The organism is Type-C symbiont of Plautia stali (assembly GCF_059730935.1).
Window position 1 is genome coordinate 1141333 of record NZ_AP035923.1, and the last position, 16993, is coordinate 1158325.

The 16993-nt window shown below is 59.3% G+C and carries 15 protein-coding genes; 12 read left to right on the forward strand and 3 right to left on the reverse strand.

Annotated elements, in window-relative coordinates:
• Positions 1–10: 10 nt before the first annotated feature.
• From pbpC to AC6I7J_RS05205, 12 genes are all read left to right on the forward strand, one after another.
• The gene (pbpC, locus tag AC6I7J_RS05150) at positions 11–2308 is read left to right on the forward strand and encodes a peptidoglycan glycosyltransferase PbpC (protein WP_498007213.1); all 2298 of its coding nucleotides are present in this window, start codon (positions 11–13) and stop codon (positions 2306–2308) included.
• A 169-nt stretch (positions 2309–2477) separates the two neighbouring features.
• Positions 2478–2909 carry a nucleoside-diphosphate kinase gene (ndk, locus tag AC6I7J_RS05155; RefSeq protein ID WP_021506555.1) on the forward strand — a complete coding sequence of 144 codons (432 nt, stop codon included), beginning with the start codon at positions 2478–2480 and terminating at the stop codon, positions 2907–2909.
• A gap of 187 nt (positions 2910–3096) precedes the next feature.
• Positions 3097–4266 carry a dual-specificity RNA methyltransferase RlmN gene (rlmN, locus tag AC6I7J_RS05160; RefSeq protein ID WP_498006932.1) on the forward strand — a complete coding sequence of 390 codons (1170 nt, stop codon included), beginning with the start codon at positions 3097–3099 and terminating at the stop codon, positions 4264–4266.
• A gap of 75 nt (positions 4267–4341) precedes the next feature.
• A complete protein-coding gene (gene pilW / locus AC6I7J_RS05165; RefSeq protein ID WP_058770850.1) occupies positions 4342–5076 on the forward strand; it encodes a type IV pilus biogenesis/stability protein PilW in 735 nt (244 codons plus the stop codon).
• The gene (gene rodZ / locus AC6I7J_RS05170) at positions 5066–6088 is read left to right on the forward strand and encodes a cytoskeleton protein RodZ (protein WP_058758298.1); all 1023 of its coding nucleotides are present in this window, start codon (positions 5066–5068) and stop codon (positions 6086–6088) included. Before pilW ends, rodZ begins: the two co-directional genes overlap by 11 nt.
• Before the next feature lie 38 nt (positions 6089–6126).
• Positions 6127–7248 (forward strand): flavodoxin-dependent (E)-4-hydroxy-3-methylbut-2-enyl-diphosphate synthase, encoded by a 1122-nt coding sequence (gene ispG / locus AC6I7J_RS05175; RefSeq protein ID WP_021506559.1) that lies wholly within the window; start codon positions 6127–6129, stop codon positions 7246–7248.
• 105 nt (positions 7249–7353) lie between these two features.
• The gene (hisS, locus tag AC6I7J_RS05180) at positions 7354–8628 is read left to right on the forward strand and encodes a histidine--tRNA ligase (protein ID WP_058770848.1); all 1275 of its coding nucleotides are present in this window, start codon (positions 7354–7356) and stop codon (positions 8626–8628) included.
• 39 nt (positions 8629–8667) lie between these two features.
• Complete coding sequence (locus tag AC6I7J_RS05185) at positions 8668–9285, forward strand: YfgM family protein (protein WP_498006933.1); 618 nt, start codon at positions 8668–8670, stop codon at positions 9283–9285.
• 19 nt (positions 9286–9304) lie between these two features.
• On the forward strand, positions 9305–10486 hold the full coding sequence (gene bamB, locus AC6I7J_RS05190; RefSeq protein WP_058758300.1) for an outer membrane protein assembly factor BamB: 1182 nt from the start codon (positions 9305–9307) through the stop codon (positions 10484–10486).
• 176 nt (positions 10487–10662) lie between these two features.
• Positions 10663–12153 carry a ribosome biogenesis GTPase Der gene (gene der, locus AC6I7J_RS05195; protein ID WP_021506563.1) on the forward strand — a complete coding sequence of 497 codons (1491 nt, stop codon included), beginning with the start codon at positions 10663–10665 and terminating at the stop codon, positions 12151–12153.
• An 84-nt stretch (positions 12154–12237) separates the two neighbouring features.
• On the forward strand, positions 12238–12465 hold the full coding sequence (locus tag AC6I7J_RS05200) for a zinc ribbon domain-containing protein (protein WP_238561650.1): 228 nt from the start codon (positions 12238–12240) through the stop codon (positions 12463–12465).
• A gap of 329 nt (positions 12466–12794) precedes the next feature.
• Positions 12795–15233 carry a glucose/quinate/shikimate family membrane-bound PQQ-dependent dehydrogenase gene (locus tag AC6I7J_RS05205; protein WP_021506565.1) on the forward strand — a complete coding sequence of 813 codons (2439 nt, stop codon included), beginning with the start codon at positions 12795–12797 and terminating at the stop codon, positions 15231–15233.
• Positions 15234–15319: 86 nt separating this feature from the next.
• Here the strand turns inward: AC6I7J_RS05205 and AC6I7J_RS05210 are convergent, their stop codons facing one another.
• The 3 genes from AC6I7J_RS05210 to AC6I7J_RS05220 all read right to left on the reverse strand — a co-directional run bounded on the left by AC6I7J_RS05210 (position 15320) and on the right by AC6I7J_RS05220 (position 16944).
• The gene (locus tag AC6I7J_RS05210) at positions 15320–15502 is read right to left on the reverse strand and encodes a con-10 family general stress protein (protein ID WP_071813581.1); all 183 of its coding nucleotides are present in this window, start codon (positions 15500–15502) and stop codon (positions 15320–15322) included.
• A gap of 102 nt (positions 15503–15604) precedes the next feature.
• Positions 15605–15934 carry a protealysin inhibitor emfourin gene (locus AC6I7J_RS05215; protein ID WP_498006934.1) on the reverse strand — a complete coding sequence of 110 codons (330 nt, stop codon included), beginning with the start codon at positions 15932–15934 and terminating at the stop codon, positions 15605–15607.
• Positions 15931–16944 carry a M4 family metallopeptidase gene (locus AC6I7J_RS05220; protein WP_498006935.1) on the reverse strand — a complete coding sequence of 338 codons (1014 nt, stop codon included), beginning with the start codon at positions 16942–16944 and terminating at the stop codon, positions 15931–15933. The genes AC6I7J_RS05215 and AC6I7J_RS05220 overlap by 4 nt, the downstream gene beginning before the upstream one ends.
• Positions 16945–16993: the final 49 nt, after the last annotated feature.

Sequence of the window (16993 nt, forward strand, 5' to 3'; positions counted from 1 at the left end):
CCACCGACGCCTGTGCGGGCTGGCGCTGCTGTTACTGCTGCTGGTGGGCGCAGTATGGCTGCTGGACTGGCTCGATCCGCTGCCGCTGCGCCAGTTACAGCCGGCGCGGGTGGTGGTAGCGGAAGATGGCACGCCGCTGTGGCGCTTTGCCGATCGACAGGGTGTGTGGCGCTATCCGGTGACGCTGGACGAGGTGTCACCGGCCTATATTGAGGCGCTGCTGACCTACGAAGACCGCTGGTTCTGGCACCATCCCGGCATTAACCCGCTGGCGATAGTGCGCGCCGTCGGGCAAAACCTGCTGCAGCACGGCATTGTCTCCGGCGGCAGCACGCTGACCATGCAGGTGGCGCGGCTGATTGATCCGCAGCCGCGCACCCTGCGTGGCAAAGTGGTGCAGGCGTGGCGCGCGCTGCAGCTGGAGTGGCATCTGTCGAAGCGCGAGATCCTGACGCTGTATCTCAACCGCGCCCCGTTTGGTGGCACGGTTGAGGGCGTCGGCGCTGCCAGCTGGATGTGGCTGGGCAAACCGGCGTCGCAGCTTACCCGCGGCGAGGCGGCGCTGCTGGCGGTGCTGCCGCAGGCACCCAGCCGTTTGCGCCCGGACCGCTGGCCGCAGCGCGCTGAAGCTGCCCGTAATAAAGTGCTGGACCGCCTGGCGCAGTATCAGGTGTGGCCGGCGCAGACCGTCGCCGAAATCAAACAGGAGCCGGTATGGCTGCCGCCGCGCCAGCTGCCGCAGCTGGCACCGCTGCTGGCGCGCCGGCTGCTGTCGCTGTCGCCCGATAGCAAAATTACCTCCACGCTGGATGTGTCGCTGCAGCGTGAACTGGAGAACCTCGCAGCGTCGCTGCAAACCCGGCTGCCGCCGCGCACCTCGCTGGCACTGCTGGTTGTCGACCACAGCAGCATGAAGGTACGCGGCTACGTCGGCTCGGTGTCTTTCAATGATGACAGCCGCTTTGGCCATGTGGATATGATTGCCAGCGTGCGTTCGCCGGGATCGCTGCTCAAGCCGTTTGTCTACGGCATGGCGCTGGATGATGGTCTGATTCATGGCGAATCGCTGCTGCAGGATGTGCCACGCCGCTTTGGCGACTATCGTCCCGGCAATTTCGACAGCGGCTTTCATGGCCCGGTCAGCGCCAGCGAAGCGCTGCAGCGTTCGCTCAATCTGCCGGCGGTGCAGCTGCTGGAGGCGCTTGGACCGAAAAACGTCGCCGCGCGGCTGCGCAACGTCGGCCTGAATCTGCGCTTTCCGGCGGGCGGTGAACCGAATCTGTCGCTGGTTCTGGGCGGCACCGGCGCGCGGCTGGACGACATTGTCGCCGCCTACAGCGCCTTTGCCCGCCACGGTAATGCTGCGCAGCTGCGCTGGCTGCCGCAGCAGCCGCTGCTGCAGCGTCCGTTACTGTCGCCCGGCGCGGCGTGGATTGTACGCCGCATCCTCGCCGGTGAGGCGCAGCCTGCCGCCAGCGGGGCGGTCGCCGATGTCGTGCCGCTGGCGTGGAAAACCGGCACCAGCTACGGCTATCGCGATGCCTGGAGCGTCGGTATCACGCCGCGCTATCTGATTGGCGTCTGGGTGGGCAGGCCGGATGCCACGCCGGTTGCCGGCCAGTTCGGTTACGCGTCGGCGGTGCCGGTGATGCAGCAGGTTAATCACCTGCTGGCGGGACACCTGCCGGCGCGCGGCGTACCCGGCGATGCGCGCCCGGCGACGGTCAGCGCCGTCAGTATCTGCTGGCCCGGCGGCCAGCCGTTGCCCGCCGGCGACGAGAACTGCCGGCAGCGGCGTTACAGCTGGGTGCTGAATCAGACCGTGCCGCCAACGCTGCTGGCGCCGGATCAGGAGGGCGTCAATGGCTTACGCCAGCGCTTCTGGCAAAACAGCAAAGGGCTGCGCGTGGCGGCGGACTGTCCGGATGCGCAAAGCCGGGAACGCGTGATGTGGCCGCTGCCGCTCGAGCCGTGGCTGCCACCGGGCGAACAGCGGGCGCAGCGCCTGCCGCCGGTGGATGCGACCTGTCCGCCGCTGAATCAGGGGGACAGCGCGCCGCTGCTGGTGACCGGCGTGATCAATGGCCAGCGCGTGCAGCCGCTGCCCGGTAAGGTCGTATTACTGCTGCCGGTGGCGGTGCAGGGCGGGCAGGGTACGCAGCGCTGGTGGTTTTTAAACGGGCAGCCGGTGGAACTGGCGGCGGGAAAAAACAGCGCCTCGCTGGTGCTGCGCGAGCCCGGTCGTTATCAGCTGGTGGTGATGGATGAGGCCGGGCAGCTGGCTTCGGTGTCCTTCACGCGTGGCTAAACGCAGCGCTATGGCATATTTTTTGCGTGTTTGCCCCGACAGAAATCAATTATTTTCAATAATTCCTCTCTTCACTCATAGGCAAGGCGCGCCGATCTCCCTATAATCGGCGCGTTTTCTTACCGGGAGCGGGTTCCCGGTTTCTTCAGGATGCTAATCAGAGGTAATCATGGCAATCGAACGCACTTTCTCCATCATCAAACCAAACGCCGTCGCTAAGAACGTGATTGGTGCTATCTACAACCGTTTCGAAAGCGCTGGCTTCAAAATCGTTGGTGCGAAAATGCTGCACCTGACCAAAGAGCAGGCTGAAGGCTTCTACGCGGAGCACAAAGGCCGTCCGTTCTTTGATGGTCTGGTTGAGTTCATGACTTCTGGCCCGGTTGTGGTATCTGTTCTGGAAGGCGAAAACGCTATCCAGCGTCACCGCGATCTGATGGGTGCAACTAACCCGGACAACGCGCTGGCCGGTACGCTGCGTGCTGACTATGCAGACAGCTTCACCGAAAACGCCACCCACGGTTCTGACTCTGCAGAATCTGCGGCACGCGAAATCGCTTACTTCTTCGCAGAAAACGAAGTCTGCCCACGTACCCGCTAAGTGCGCGGTAGCGGATGCGGACAGGCGTCTTTACACCTTGTAACCGGTGGCTAAGACGTTCCCCTGGCATCACGCAGCAGATGTAGTACAATTATGCGCCCTTGTTGAGCCTGGCTCAGCGAGGGCGCTGTTTTTTTCCTATTCTTAACCAGAGCCGTAACGTGTAACAACGAGGCCAGAGAACATTATGTCCGAACAGATTGTGACGCCGTCGTCCACTTCCCCCGTGGTTGTTTCCCCGAAAAACGAAAAAATTAACCTGCTGGATCTTAACCGTCAGCAGATGCGCGAATTCTTTGTTGAGATGGGCGAAAAACCGTTCCGTGCCGATCAGGTCATGAAGTGGATGTACCACTACTGCTGCGATGATTTCGAGCAGATGACAGACATCAATAAAGTGCTGCGTGGCAAGCTGATGCAGCGCGCTGAAATTCGTGCGCCGGAAGTGGCGGAAGAGATGCGCTCCAGCGATGGCACCATCAAGTGGGCGATTCGCGTCGGCGATCAGCTGGTGGAAACCGTGTATATCCCGGAAGCCGACCGCGCCACGCTGTGCGTCTCCTCGCAGGTAGGCTGTGCGCTGGAGTGTAAATTCTGTTCGACCGCGCAGCAGGGCTTTAACCGTAACCTGCGCGTGTCTGAAATCATCGGTCAGGTATGGCGCGCGGCAAAAATTATCGGTGCCGCTAAAGTGACCGGCCAGCGTCCGATCACCAACGTGGTAATGATGGGCATGGGTGAGCCGCTGCTCAACCTTACCAACGTGGTGCCGGCGATGGAGATCATGCTGGATGACTTCGGTTTCGGCCTCTCCAAACGTCGCGTAACACTGTCGACCTCGGGCGTAGTGCCGGCGCTGGACAAGCTCGGCGATATGATCGACGTGGCACTGGCGATTTCGCTGCACGCACCGAATGACACCATCCGCGATGACATCGTGCCAATCAACAAAAAGTACAACATCGAAGCCTTCCTGGCGGCGGTGAAGCGCTACATTGGCAAATCCAACGCCAATCAGGGCCGCGTGACGATTGAGTACGTGATGCTGGATCACGTCAACGACAGCACCGAACATGCGCATGAGCTGGCGGCGCTGCTGAAAGAGACGCCGTGCAAGATCAACCTGATTCCGTGGAACCCCTTCCCGGGCGCGCCGTATGGCCGCAGCTCGAACAGCCGTATCGACCGCTTCTCCAAAGTGCTGATGGAGTACGGTTTCACTACCATCGTGCGTAAAACGCGCGGCGATGACATTGATGCCGCCTGTGGTCAGCTGGCCGGCGATGTTATCGACCGCACCAAGCGTACGCTGCGTAAAAAAATGGCCGGTGAAGCCATCTCTGTGAAGGCGCTCTGAAAGATCGCGCCCGCTGCTACGCATCGGGCGTCAGGCATGGCAGTCTCTGCGCTGAACTGACAGGGAGAGACTGAGATGCGTAAAGGATTACCCGCCGCGCTGCTGGCCGGCTTTGTTGTAACCGGGTGTGTCGAAGCACCGGCACGGCACGGCGCGGCCGATATCCGGCTGCAGCTGGGATTGCACTATCTGGCGGTGAAGGATTATGCCGCGGCGCAGCGCAATTTGCTGCGCGCGCAGCAGGCCGCGCCGCGCGATTACCGGGTGCCGCTGGCGCTTGCGCGCGTCGCGCAGGCACAGCAGAATAACGCCCGGACGCGCCATTACTACCAGCGCGCGCAGCAGTTAGCGCCGCTGAATGGTTATGTGGCTAACAATTACGGTGCGTTTCTCTGCGGTTTGAGGCAGTATGACGAAGCGCATCAACAGTTTAAGCTGGCAACTGAAGCGCAGCACAGCGATGCCGCTCAGGATGCCCTGCTGTTTTCGGGCTATTGTTACCTGCAGGCGGGAGAGGATCGCGCCGCGCGCCAGCAGTTCGATCTCGCGCTGGATGCCGCACCGGAGCAGGGCAGTATGCTGCTGACGGAAGTGGAACGACGGCTTGAACAGCAGCAGTGGGCTTCAGTGCCGCTGCTTTTAGAAGTTTACCATCAGCATTTGCCGGCAACGGCAGAGAGTCTGGGGTTACAGATACGTTTCGCCGCGCAACAGGGAAACGCTGCTGACGTTACACGTTATGGCGACCGGTTGGCGCGAAGTTTTCCACAATCGATACAGTACCAGCGTTATTTAGCTAATGAATACTGAAGCCACTCAAGAGAATTCTGCAGTACATTCCACAGGTGAACGCCTGCGTCTGGCCCGTGAGCAGATGGGGCTGACCCAGCAAAACGTCGCTGAGCGCCTGTGCCTGAAACTTTCTACCGTGCGTGATATTGAAGAGGATAAATCCCCGGCGGATTTGGCCTCGACCTTCCTGCGCGGCTACATTCGCTCTTATGCGCGTCTGGTGCATGTACCTGAAGATGATCTGCTGCCGATGATGGCAAAGCAGGCTCCGGTGCGTGCGGCGAAAATTGAGCCGATGCAGAGCTTCTCACTGGGTAAGCGTCGTAAAAAGCGTGACGGCTGGTTGATGATCTTCACCTGGCTGGTGATTTTCGTGGTGGTCGGCCTGACCGGCGCCTGGTGGTGGCAGAACCATAAAGCCTCACAGGCGGATCTGGTGTCGATGGCTGACCAGAACGGCAGCAGCAGCGATAACAGCCAGTCGATTCCGCTGGGTGATAACAGCACGGACAGCACTACCGACAGCGACACTAACGCGGCCGGTACGCCGATTGACACCGGTGCCGGTGCGGTCAGCACGCCAGACAACGCGGGCAGCACTAACTCTGCGCCAGCAGCGACCAGCAGCAACACGGCAACCAGCAGCGACAACGCAGTGGTGTCGCCGAGCCAGGCGCCGATTGATAACGCACCGCCAGCGGCCACCTCACCGGCGCCGGCCAACAGCGTGCCGGCAGGCTCAATGCCAACCGGTACCGCTGCCGTCAGCCAGCCCGCGGGCGATCCTAACGCCGTGGTGATGAACTTCAAAGCTGACTGCTGGCTGGAAGTCACCGATGCGACCGGTAAGAAGCTGTTCAGCGGATTGCAACGTAGCGGCGGTAAACTCAGCCTGTCCGGCACCGCTCCGTATCGTCTGAAAATTGGCGCTCCGGGTGCGGTTGACGTGCAATATCAGAATCAGCCCGTTGATTTAAGTCGTTTTATCCGTAATAACCAGGTTGCCCGTCTGACGCTGGGTGCGCAATAACGCGCAGCGCGCTTTCCGGGTAATTGTGGAGAGAGAATATGCATAACGAAGCACCCATTATCCGTCGCAAATCTACACGTATTTACGTCGGCAAGGTGCCGGTTGGCGATGGCGCGCCTATCGCCGTTCAGTCAATGACCAACACCCGTACCACGGACGTCGAAGCCACGGTGAATCAGATCCGTCAGCTGGAGCGCGTCGGCGTGGATATCGTGCGTGTGTCCGTGCCCACCATGGATGCGGCGGAAGCCTTCAAACTGATTAAGCAGCAGGTCAACGTGCCGCTGGTAGCGGACATTCACTTTGACTACCGCATCGCTCTGAAAGTGGCCGAGTACGGCGTCGATTGCCTGCGCATTAACCCGGGCAACATCGGTAACAACGAGCGTATTCGCCAGGTAGTGGATTGCGCCCGTGACCACAATATTCCGATCCGTATCGGCGTTAATGCCGGTTCGCTGGAAAAAGATCTGCAGGAAAAATACGGTGAGCCAACGCCGCAGGCGCTGCTCGAATCTGCGATGCGTCATGTTGATCACCTCGATCGCCTCAACTTTGACCAGTTCAAAGTGAGCGTCAAAGCCTCCGATGTGTTCCTGGCGGTGGAATCTTACCGTCTGCTGGCAAAAGCCATCGATCAGCCGTTGCACCTTGGCATCACCGAAGCTGGTGGCGCGCGTGCGGGAGCGGTGAAATCAGCGATCGGCCTTGGTCTGCTGCTGGCGGAAGGGATTGGCGATACGCTGCGTATTTCACTGGCCGCCGACCCGGTTGAAGAGGTTAAAGTCGGCTACGACATCCTGAAATCACTGCGCATCCGCTCACGCGGCATCAACTTCATCGCCTGCCCGACCTGTTCGCGCCAGGAGTTTGACGTCATTGGCACGGTGAACGCGCTGGAAGAGCGGCTGGAAGATATCATCACGCCGATGGACGTCTCGATCATTGGCTGCGTGGTGAACGGTCCCGGTGAAGCCACGGTCTCGACGCTCGGCGTCACCGGCGGCAACAAGAAGAGCGGTTTCTACGAAGATGGCGTGCGTCAGCGCGATCGCCTCGACAACAATGACATGATCGATCAGCTGGAAGCGCGCATCCGTGCAAAAGCCACCATGCTGGACGAGAGCCGCCGCATCAACGTGCAGCAGCTGGAAAAATAAAGGACGGTGTGCGCCCGGCGCACGCCAGTTGTGATTGAACCTGTGCGGTTTCATCCTCATAAGGTATGATGCCGGACAGGTTTTTTTGTATTAAGAGATTCTAACGTGGCGAAGAATATTCAAGCGATTCGCGGGATGAACGATTACCTGCCGGCAGATACCGCCATCTGGCAGCGTATTGAGGGCACCCTGAAGCAGGTGCTGGCCAGCTACGGCTACAGTGAAATCCGTCTGCCAATCGTCGAGCAAACCCCGCTGTTCAGCCGCGCGATCGGTGAAGTCACCGACGTGGTTGAAAAAGAGATGTACACCTTTGAAGACCGCAACGGCGAGAGCCTGACGCTGCGTCCGGAAGGCACCGCAGGCTGCGTGCGCGCCGGTATCGAACATGGTCTGCTGTACAATCAGGAGCAGCGCCTGTGGTACATCGGTCCGATGTTCCGCTACGAGCGTCCGCAGAAGGGGCGCTATCGCCAGTTCCACCAGATGGGTGTCGAAGTGTTTGGCCTGCAGGGGCCGGACGTGGACGCCGAACTGATCATGCTGACCCATCGCTGGTGGAAAGCGCTGGGTATTGCTGACCACGTTGAGCTGGAACTGAACTCCATCGGCTCACTGGAAGCACGCGCCAACTACCGCAGCGCGCTGGTGGCCTTCCTCGAACAGCATAAAGAGGTGCTGGACGAAGATTGCAAACGCCGCATGTATACCAATCCGCTGCGCGTGCTGGACAGCAAAAATCCGGATATTCAGACGCTGCTTAACGACGCGCCGACGCTGGGTGAATTCCTCGACGAGGAGTCACGTGAACACTTCAGCGGCCTGTGCGCGCTGCTCGACGATGCCGGCATCAAATATCGCATCAATCAGCGCCTGGTGCGCGGCCTCGACTACTACAACCGCACCGTGTTCGAATGGGTGACCAGCAGCCTCGGCTCGCAGGGCACCGTGTGCGGTGGCGGTCGCTATGATGGTCTGGTGGAGCAACTGGGCGGCCGCGCGACGCCGGCGGTCGGTTTTGCCATGGGGCTCGAACGTCTGGTGCTGCTGGTGCAGGCGGTGAATCCGGAATTTGAACCGACGCGCATTGTTGATGTCTATGTTATCGCTTCGGGGCAGGGCGTGCAGTCCGCCGCGATGCAACTGGCGGAAAAACTGCGTGATGCCGACCCGGCGCTGAAGCTGATGACCAACTTCGGCGGCGGTAACTTCAAGAAGCAGTTTGCCCGTGCAGACAAGTGGGGCGCACGCATTGCGCTGGTGCTGGGCGAAGACGAAGTGAAAGCGGGCCAGGTGGTGATTAAAGACCTGCGCACCGGCGATCAGCAGACGCTGGCGCAGAGCGACGCCGCCGCGACGCTGCACACGCTGCTGCAGTAAGCGCAGCACTGCAACAGGCATTTTAAGGAGAGGGATTGCGTGGAAGTTTACAGCAACGAAAACGAACAGGTTGATGCGCTGCGTCGCTTCTTTGCCACTAATGGCAAAGCGCTGGCGGTCGGGGTCATCGTCGGTATCGCTGCGCTGGGTGGCTGGCGTTTCTGGAGCAGCCATCAGGAAGGAGCGGACAAAGCCGCGTCGGCGCAGTATCAGCAGCTGACCAGCGCCATGCAGGCAGACAAGCCGCAGACGCTGGAAGCGGTCGCCAGCTTCGCCAGCGAGAACAACAACACCTACGGTGCGCTGGCCGCGCTGGATCTGGCTAAACAGTACGTTGCCGCCAACCAGTTAGACAAAGCCATCACGCTGTTACAGAGCGGGCTGAAAGACACCAAAGATGCCAATCTGCAGGCGGTGATCAACCTGCGTCTGGCACGCATTCAACTGCAGCAAAATCAGGCCGATGCCGCCCTTACTACCCTGAACAATGTGAAGGGTGATGGCTGGACAGCCATTGTGGCGGACATTCGTGGCGAAGCACTGCTGAGCAAAGGCGATAAGCAGGGCGCCCGCGATGCCTGGAGTAAAGGTGCGGAATCGCAGGCTTCTCCTGCGCTGAAGCAGATGCTGCAGATGAAGATGAATAACTTAAGTTAAGCCAGTCAAGAGAGCGCACATGGAATTACGTAAATACCTGCTGCCAGGGCTGATGTCAGTCACTCTGCTCAGCGGTTGCTCGCTGTTCAGCGGCGAAGAAGATGTAGTGAAAATGGCCCCGCTGCCGAAGGTTGAAAACCAGTTCACGCCGGAAACCGCGTGGAGCACCTCGGTCGGTGACGGCGTGGGTGATTTCTACTCCAATCTGCATCCCGCCTGGCAGGACGGCACCGTGTATGCCGCCGACCGCTTCGGTATCGTGAAAGCGCTCGACGCCAGCAACGGCAAAGAGAAGTGGAAAGTGAACCTCTCTGAGAAGACCGGCTTCTTTTCGAAAAACATTTCGGCACTGCTGTCTGGCGGCATCACGGCCAATGGCGATCGCCTCTACATCGGTAGCGAGCGGGGGCAGGTATTTGCCCTGAACAGCAGCGACGGCAGCATTGCCTGGCAGACCAAAGTGGCCGGTGAAGCACTGTCGCGTCCGGTGGTCAGCGATGGTCTGGTGCTGATTCACACCAGCAACGGTATGCTGCAGGGGCTCGATCAGAGCAGCGGCGCGGTGAAATGGAGCGTGAATCTGGATATGCCAGCGCTGTCGCTCCGTGGTGAATCGGCGCCGGCAGTAGCGTTCGGCGGCGCGATTGTTGGCGGCGATAACGGTCGCGTCAGCGCGGTGATCATGAACCAGGGTCAGCTGATCTGGCAGCAGCGTATCTCCCAGCCAAGTGGCGCGACCGAGATCGATCGTCTTAACGATGTCGACACCACGCCGGTTATCGTCAATGGCGTGGTCTATGCGCTGGCCTACAACGGTAACCTGACGGCGCTGGATCTGCGTTCCGGTCAGATTCTGTGGAAGCGTGAAATCGGCGGCGTCAAAGATCTGATCGTCGATGCCGGTCGTATCTATCTGGTGGATCAGGATGACCGCGTGATTGCGCTCAACGCCGATGGCGGCGTGGCGATCTGGCGTCAGAGCGATCTGCTGCACCGTAACCTGACGTCTCCGGTGCTGTTCAACGGTTACCTGGTGGTCGCCGATAGCGAAGGCTACGTGCACTGGATCAACACCCTGGACGGCCGCTTTGTGGCGCAGCAGAAACTGGACAGCGATGGCTTCCAGACCGAGCCGGTTGTGGCCGGTGACAAGCTGCTGATCCAGGCAAAAGGCGGTGAGGTCTACGCCATCACCCGTTAAGGCGATGGCCCGACGGGCAGCGTTTCGCACGCATTGATACGGCTCCTGATTCGTCAGGGGCCGTTCTGTTTTTAGTCAGGCATGATATTCTTGGCGCCTGCGGCCTGAACCTGACGGCAAATGCCGTTATAATCACGCCATTCGGGCGATTTATTTTTAAAACTGAGGCAAGTGTTATGGTACCTGTGGTCGCGCTGGTTGGGCGTCCCAATGTGGGGAAATCCACGCTGTTTAACCGCTTAACGCGCACACGTGATGCGTTAGTGGCCGATTTCCCTGGACTGACTCGCGATCGCAAATATGGTCGCGCCGAAGTGGAAGGGCGCGAATTTATTGTTATCGATACCGGCGGTATTGATGGCACCGAGGAAGGCGTGGAAAACCGCATGGCGGAGCAGTCGCTGCTGGCGATTGAAGAGGCCGATGTGGTGCTGTTTTTAGTTGATGCGCGTGCTGGCGTCATGCCGGCGGATCAGCAGATCGCCAATCATCTGCGTTCGCGCGATAAAGCGACGTTCCTCGTTGCCAACAAAACTGATGGTCTCGATCCGGACGCTGCGGTGCTGGACTTCTACGCGCTCGGCCTGGGTGAGATTCACCCGATTGCCGCGTCGCACGGTCGTGGCGTCACCAGCCTGCTGGAAACCGCGCTGCTGCCGTGGATGGATGATATCGCGCCGCGGGAAGTCAGCGAAGAGGACGAAAACGAAGCTTACTGGGCCGCGTTAGCCGCCGAGGAGAACGGTGAAGCGCTGGAGGAAGAAGAGGAAGAAGCCTTCGATCCGACCGGTCTGCCGATCAAACTGGCGATTGTCGGGCGTCCCAACGTAGGTAAGTCAACGCTCACCAACCGTATCCTCGGTGAAGATCGTGTGGTGGTGTACGACATGCCGGGCACCACGCGCGACAGCATCTACATTCCGATGGAGCGTGATGACCGCGAGTACATTCTGATTGATACCGCGGGCGTGCGTAAGCGCGGCAAAATCACTGATACGGTGGAAAAATTCTCCGTCATCAAAACGCTGCAGGCGATTGAAGATGCCAACGTGGTGATGCTGGTGATTGACGCGCGTGCGGGCATTTCCGATCAGGACCTGTCGCTGCTCGGCTTTATCCTGAATAGTGGGCGCTCACTGGTGATTGTGGTCAACAAGTGGGATGGCCTGTCGCAGGAGATTAAAGATGAAGTGAAAGAGACGCTGGACTTCCGTCTCGGCTTTATCGACTTCGCGCGCGTGCACTTTATTTCGGCACTGCACGGCAGCGGTGTGGGCAACCTGTTTGAATCCGTGACCGAAGCGTACGACTGCTCGACCAAGCGCGTAAATACCTCCATGCTGACGCGTATCATGAACATGGCTGCTGACGACCATCAGCCGCCTCTGGTGCGTGGCCGCCGCGTGAAACTCAAATACGCGCATGCCGGTGGTTATAACCCGCCGATTGTGGTGATTCACGGTAATCAGGTGAAGGATCTGCCGGATTCCTACAAGCGTTATCTGATGAACTACTTCCGCCGCTCGCTGAACGTGATGGGAACGCCGATTCGCATCCAGTTTAAAGAGGGCGATAACCCGTATGCGGGCAAACGCAACCTGCTGACGCCAACCCAGCAGCGTAAGCGTAAGCGTCTGATATCGCATCTGAAGAAAAACAAACGCTAAACATGATGAGGGCCCGGATGGGCCCTCTTTCTTTGGCGTAACATCCGGTTTATCACGATCCTCAGCCACGATTCCGGAGTCATCATGCTCACCCCATGCCCTCACTGTCAGCAACCGCTCACTTACAGCGAACAACGCTTCGACTGCCCGCACTGCCAGCGTCATTTCCCCGCGCTGGCCTGCTGTCCCGACTGCCAGCAGCCGCTGCAGGTGCTGAAGGCGTGCGGTGCCATAGATTATTTCTGTACCCACGGTCACGGCCTGATCTCCAGCAGGCGCGTGCATTATCGCCCGGAAGACGTCATGGAATGAGGGTTTGCGATAGCGCGAAGTGGCGCTGGCTGCTCGCTTCGCGCTGCGTTTGTAGCAAAAATGCTATTGCCCAGTAACTACCGCGTTATGGATGTTCACTTTTAATTGTACCGGATGGTACAATCCTGCCCGCCTTGTCGCGAATGCCAGCGGATATTGATCCTGCGGCCTCGCTCACAAGCGCTGCATAACGGGCGTAGCTCCCGTACCAACAGATATAAAATAAAGCGTAACGGATAACTTCCTGTCCCTGCTCAGCCAGGAAGACATTGATCGGCTGCTCCCGCATTCCGGCCGCCACGCGTTATTTTTTCAGGAGAGTTTGTGTTATGGCAGAAAATTCCGCTCGTCCCGGTAAAGGGTTGAGTCTCTGGTCCGTGTTATTCGGGCTGGTCCTGCTGGCGATCGGCCTGTTCTTCGCGATCGGTGGCGGTAAACTGGTGGCCCTGGGCGGCAGCTGGTACTTCCTCATTGCCGGTATCGTCATGTTACTGTCGGCGATTCAGTTCTTTCGCCGTAAATCCTCGGCGGTTACGCTGTTCATTCTGGTCTTCGCCGGCACGCTGATCTGGGCGCTGTACGATGCTGGCTGGCAGTTCTGGCCGCTGGTGTCGCGCCTGATGGTGCCGGCCGGCCTGATGGTGCTGGCATTTATTACCTGGCCGGCGCTGCGTAAGCGTGAAGGCAAGGCCTCGCTGGCGAAGCTTTCATATGCGCTGTCAGCGGTGATTGCCGTTGGTATGGTGGTCACCTTTGTCCAGATGTTCCAGCCGCATCCGACTGTGGCTTTCACCGGCAAGCAGCTGCCGCTGATCCCGGTAGATAAAAGCAAACCGCAGCAGGACTGGAGCAGCTACGGCCGTACGCCGCAGGGTGACCGTTTTGCCGCTATCGACCAGATTACCCGCGACAACGTGAAAGACTTGCAGGTTGCCTGGACGTTCCATACCGGCGACACGCCGATCAGCCCGACCGGTAACGGTGCAGAAGATCAGGAAACGCCACTGCAGGTGGGTAACACCCTGTATCTGTGTACGCCGCACAACAACGTGATTGCGGTGGAAGCCGACAGCGGTAAGCAGATCTGGAAGCGCGAAATCAATGCGCAGGCGCAGGTGTGGAACCGCTGCCGTGGTCTGGCGTACTTTGATGCCACCAAACCGGTACAGCAGCCAACGCAGCCGGGCTCCACGCCGGTGCCAGCGGTAACGCTGGCGGCGGGCGATAGCTGCCAGCGTCGCATCCTGATGAACACCATCGATGCACGTCTGATTGCCATCAATGCCGATAACGGCGAGCTGTGTGAAAACTTCGGCAACCACGGTGTGGTCGATCTGAAGCAAGGTCTCGGCAGCGCGCCGGACCCGCAGTATCAGCTGACCTCGCCGCCGCAGGTGGCAGGCACCACGGTTGTGGTGGGCGGTCGCGTCGCGGATAACGTACAGACAGACATGCCTGGCGGCGTTCTGCGTGGCTTCGACGTCATCACCGGCCAGATGCGCTGGGCGTTTGACCCGGGCAATGAAGATCCAAATGCCGTACTGATGCCAGGTCAGGACTACACCCGCAGCACGCCAAACTCATGGGCGCCAATCTCTTACGATCCGGCGATGAACACCGTGTTCCTGCCGATGGGCAGCTCGTCGGTGGACCTGTGGGGTGCCAACCGTACCGCGCTGGATCACAAATATGGCGCGTCGGTGCTGGCGCTGGATGCCACCACCGGTAAAGAGAAGTGGGTGTATCAGACGGTCCACAATGACCTGTGGGACTTCGACCTGCCAATGCAGCCGAGTCTGGTGGACTTCCCGATGAAGGACGGCACCACCAAACCTGCGGTAGTGATCGGCGGGAAAACCGGCATGATCTGGGTGCTGGATCGCCTGACCGGCAAGCCTTTGACCAAAGTTGAAGAGCTGCCGATGCCGCAGGGCCATATCCCGAACGAGCAGTACACCAAAACTCAGCCGCACTCGGTAGAAATGCCAAACATTGGCAATCAGAAACTGACCGAGTCAGACATGTGGGGTGCTACGCCGTTTGACCAGCTGGCTTGCCGTATTGCCTTTAAAGGCATGCGTTATGACGGCTTGTTCACCGTGCCGGACACCGATGTTTCGCTCAGCTTCCCGGGCTCGCTCGGTGGCATGAACTGGGGCAGCATCTCGTTCGATCCGAACAACCAGTACATGTTCGTTAACGATATGCGTCTCGGCCTGTGGGTGCAGATGATTCCGCAGGACACCACCAAATCAGCTGCCAGCAACGGCGGTGAAGCCATCAACACCGGTATGGGTGCGGTACCGCTGAAAGGCACGCCGTACGCAGTAAACAAAAACCGCTTCATGTCGCCGCTGGGCATTCCATGCCAGGCACCGCCGTTCGGTACGCTGTCAGCCATCGACATGAAGACCCGTCAGATTGTGTGGCAGGTGCCGGTGGGTACGGTGCAGGATACCGGTCCGTTTGGTATCAAAATGCATGCGCAGATGCCGGTCGGTATGCCGACGCTGGGCGGTACGCTGGCAACGCAGGGCGGTCTGGTATTTATTGCCGGCACCCAGGATTACTACCTGCGCGCCTTCGACAGCTCAACCGGTAAAGAAGTGTGGAAAGCACGTCTGCCGGTGGGCAGCCAGGGCGGACCAATCAGCTATGTTTCGCCGAAAACCGGCAAACAGTACATCCTGATCTCCGCAGGCGGTGCGCGTCAGTCACCGGATCGCGGTGATTACGTGATTGCTTACGCGCTGCCCGACAGCAAGTAAGCCGCAGTAAAAGAAAGGCCGACATCATGATGTCGGCCTTTTTTATTAACCTTCCGTGGCGTACTCCTTCCTGTAAGGATCCTTACTTACTTCTGCTTAGAGGGGCGACGGCTTTTTTGACCTCCTTTTCTTCCAGCTTCCCTGGCTCTCTCAGGATCGTTCCTGAAATTGCCCCCACTGACTTTGCCGCCCGCGCTACCGGCTTCCCTGGCGCGCTCCGGGTCCTCTGCAAAGTTCCCGGCACCGCCTCGTTGCTTGGTTTGTGTCATAGCAGAGACCTCATCTAAGGGTGTTTTCTTTGATGTGGACTAGCTAGCCACGTTATCCAGTATAGTCAGTTAGTTACGGCGATGCTGTGGGAACTGTCTAAGTTATTCTTCGCCATCGCGCCACAGCGCCTGCAATTCAGGAGGCGCAACGTTTTCCGGAATCAGGATCACAATCGTTCCGGCTTCGCGGTGGGTCGCGTAGCTTATCTGGATGCGGAAATAGCGCTGGTCGCCGCGCCCGATGCTGGTGGCCTGTTCCTCCGGCTCGCCGAGCGGCAGCGCCTGCTCCAGCACGTTGCACACGCGCTGCTTCTGCGGTTCCGGCAGCTGCGCCAGCGCAAATCGCCGCTCGCTGCGCAGGCCGGGGATAAATGCAATGCCGCCTTCACGCGCCAGCTCAATGATGGCGTCATCGGTCAGCTGAATATTCACCTTACACCTACCTCGTGCCACGCGGACTGGATCGCCTGTGCCACCGTATTATCAAAACGTTTTGCGGCATGCTGTACGGTAAAGCGCGCAAAGGTGCTGAAGTCGGCATCCTGCGGTAGTTCCTTATCGCACAGCGTGTCGTACCATGCCTGACCGGCCCGTTCCCAGGCAAAGCCGCCCAGCGCGGTCGCTGCCAGATAGAAGGCGCGATTGGGAATGCCGGAGTTAAGATGCACGCCGCCGTTGTCTTCGCGCGTGTCGATATAGTGATCCATATCGGCAGGCTGCGGATCTTTGCCGAGCAGCGGATCGTCATAGGCGGTACCGGGCGCGGACATCGAGCGCAGGCCGCTGCCCTTAATACCCGCCGCCAGCAGCCCTTCGCCGATGATCCAGTCGGCCTGATCGGCGCTTTGCCTGAGGTGATACTGCTTCACCAGCGAGCCAAACACATCGGACATCGATTCGTTGAGCGCACCCGCCTGCTGGAAGTAAATCAGCCCGGCTTCGGTTTCGGTCACGCCGTGCGTCAGCTCGTGCGCGACCACATCAATGGCAATGGTAAAGCGATTGAAGATCTCACCGTCGCCGTCGCCAAACACCATTTGCTGGCCATTCCAGAAGGCGTTCTGATACTCCTTGCCGTAATGTACGGTGCCATCCAGTTTCAGGCCTTTGTTGTCCAGCGAGTTGCGCTGGTAGATCTGCCAGTAGAAATCATAGGTGATGCCGAGATAGTTCCACGCTTCGTCGGCGGCGACGTCACCGTTACCGGGCTGGCCTTCTTCACGGATTAAGGTGCCGGGCAGATTTTGTGTGTTGCCCGCATCGTAAATGGCGCGCAGTACGCTGCCGGGCTGCGCGGTGCTGGCTGCGCTGGTGGTATGGGGATGTTCCGCCATCAGTTGTTGCACGTGGGTGAGGGTGCGCCGCGCGTAATCCTGCTGTGCGCCGGAACAGTTATCGATAATGTTTCGCAGAATGTACGGAGGAATAACGCTGTAAGGCATGTCGGACTCCCTGACGGATGGATATGTCAGAAAGTATAGACCCGCTTAT

Bases quoted from the DNA above. Each gene is read 5' to 3' on its own strand.
- ndk (WP_021506555.1), top strand. From the start codon at position 2,478: ATGGCAATCGAACGCACTTTCTCCATCATCAAACCAAACGCCGTCGCT.
- rlmN (WP_498006932.1), top strand. From the start codon at position 3,097: ATGTCCGAACAGATTGTGACGCCGTCGTCCACTTCCCCCGTGGTTGTT.
- pilW (WP_058770850.1), top strand. From the start codon at position 4,342: ATGCGTAAAGGATTACCCGCCGCGCTGCTGGCCGGCTTTGTTGTAACC.
- rodZ (WP_058758298.1), top strand. From the start codon at position 5,066: ATGAATACTGAAGCCACTCAAGAGAATTCTGCAGTACATTCCACAGGT.
- ispG (WP_021506559.1), top strand. From the start codon at position 6,127: ATGCATAACGAAGCACCCATTATCCGTCGCAAATCTACACGTATTTAC.
- bamB (WP_058758300.1), top strand. From the start codon at position 9,305: ATGGAATTACGTAAATACCTGCTGCCAGGGCTGATGTCAGTCACTCTG.
- der (WP_021506563.1), top strand. From the start codon at position 10,663: ATGGTACCTGTGGTCGCGCTGGTTGGGCGTCCCAATGTGGGGAAATCC.
- AC6I7J_RS05200 (WP_238561650.1), top strand. From the start codon at position 12,238: ATGCTCACCCCATGCCCTCACTGTCAGCAACCGCTCACTTACAGCGAA.
- AC6I7J_RS05205 (WP_021506565.1), top strand. From the start codon at position 12,795: ATGGCAGAAAATTCCGCTCGTCCCGGTAAAGGGTTGAGTCTCTGGTCC.
- AC6I7J_RS05210 (WP_071813581.1), bottom strand. From the start codon at position 15,502: ATGACACAAACCAAGCAACGAGGCGGTGCCGGGAACTTTGCAGAGGAC.
- AC6I7J_RS05220 (WP_498006935.1), bottom strand. From the start codon at position 16,944: ATGCCTTACAGCGTTATTCCTCCGTACATTCTGCGAAACATTATCGAT.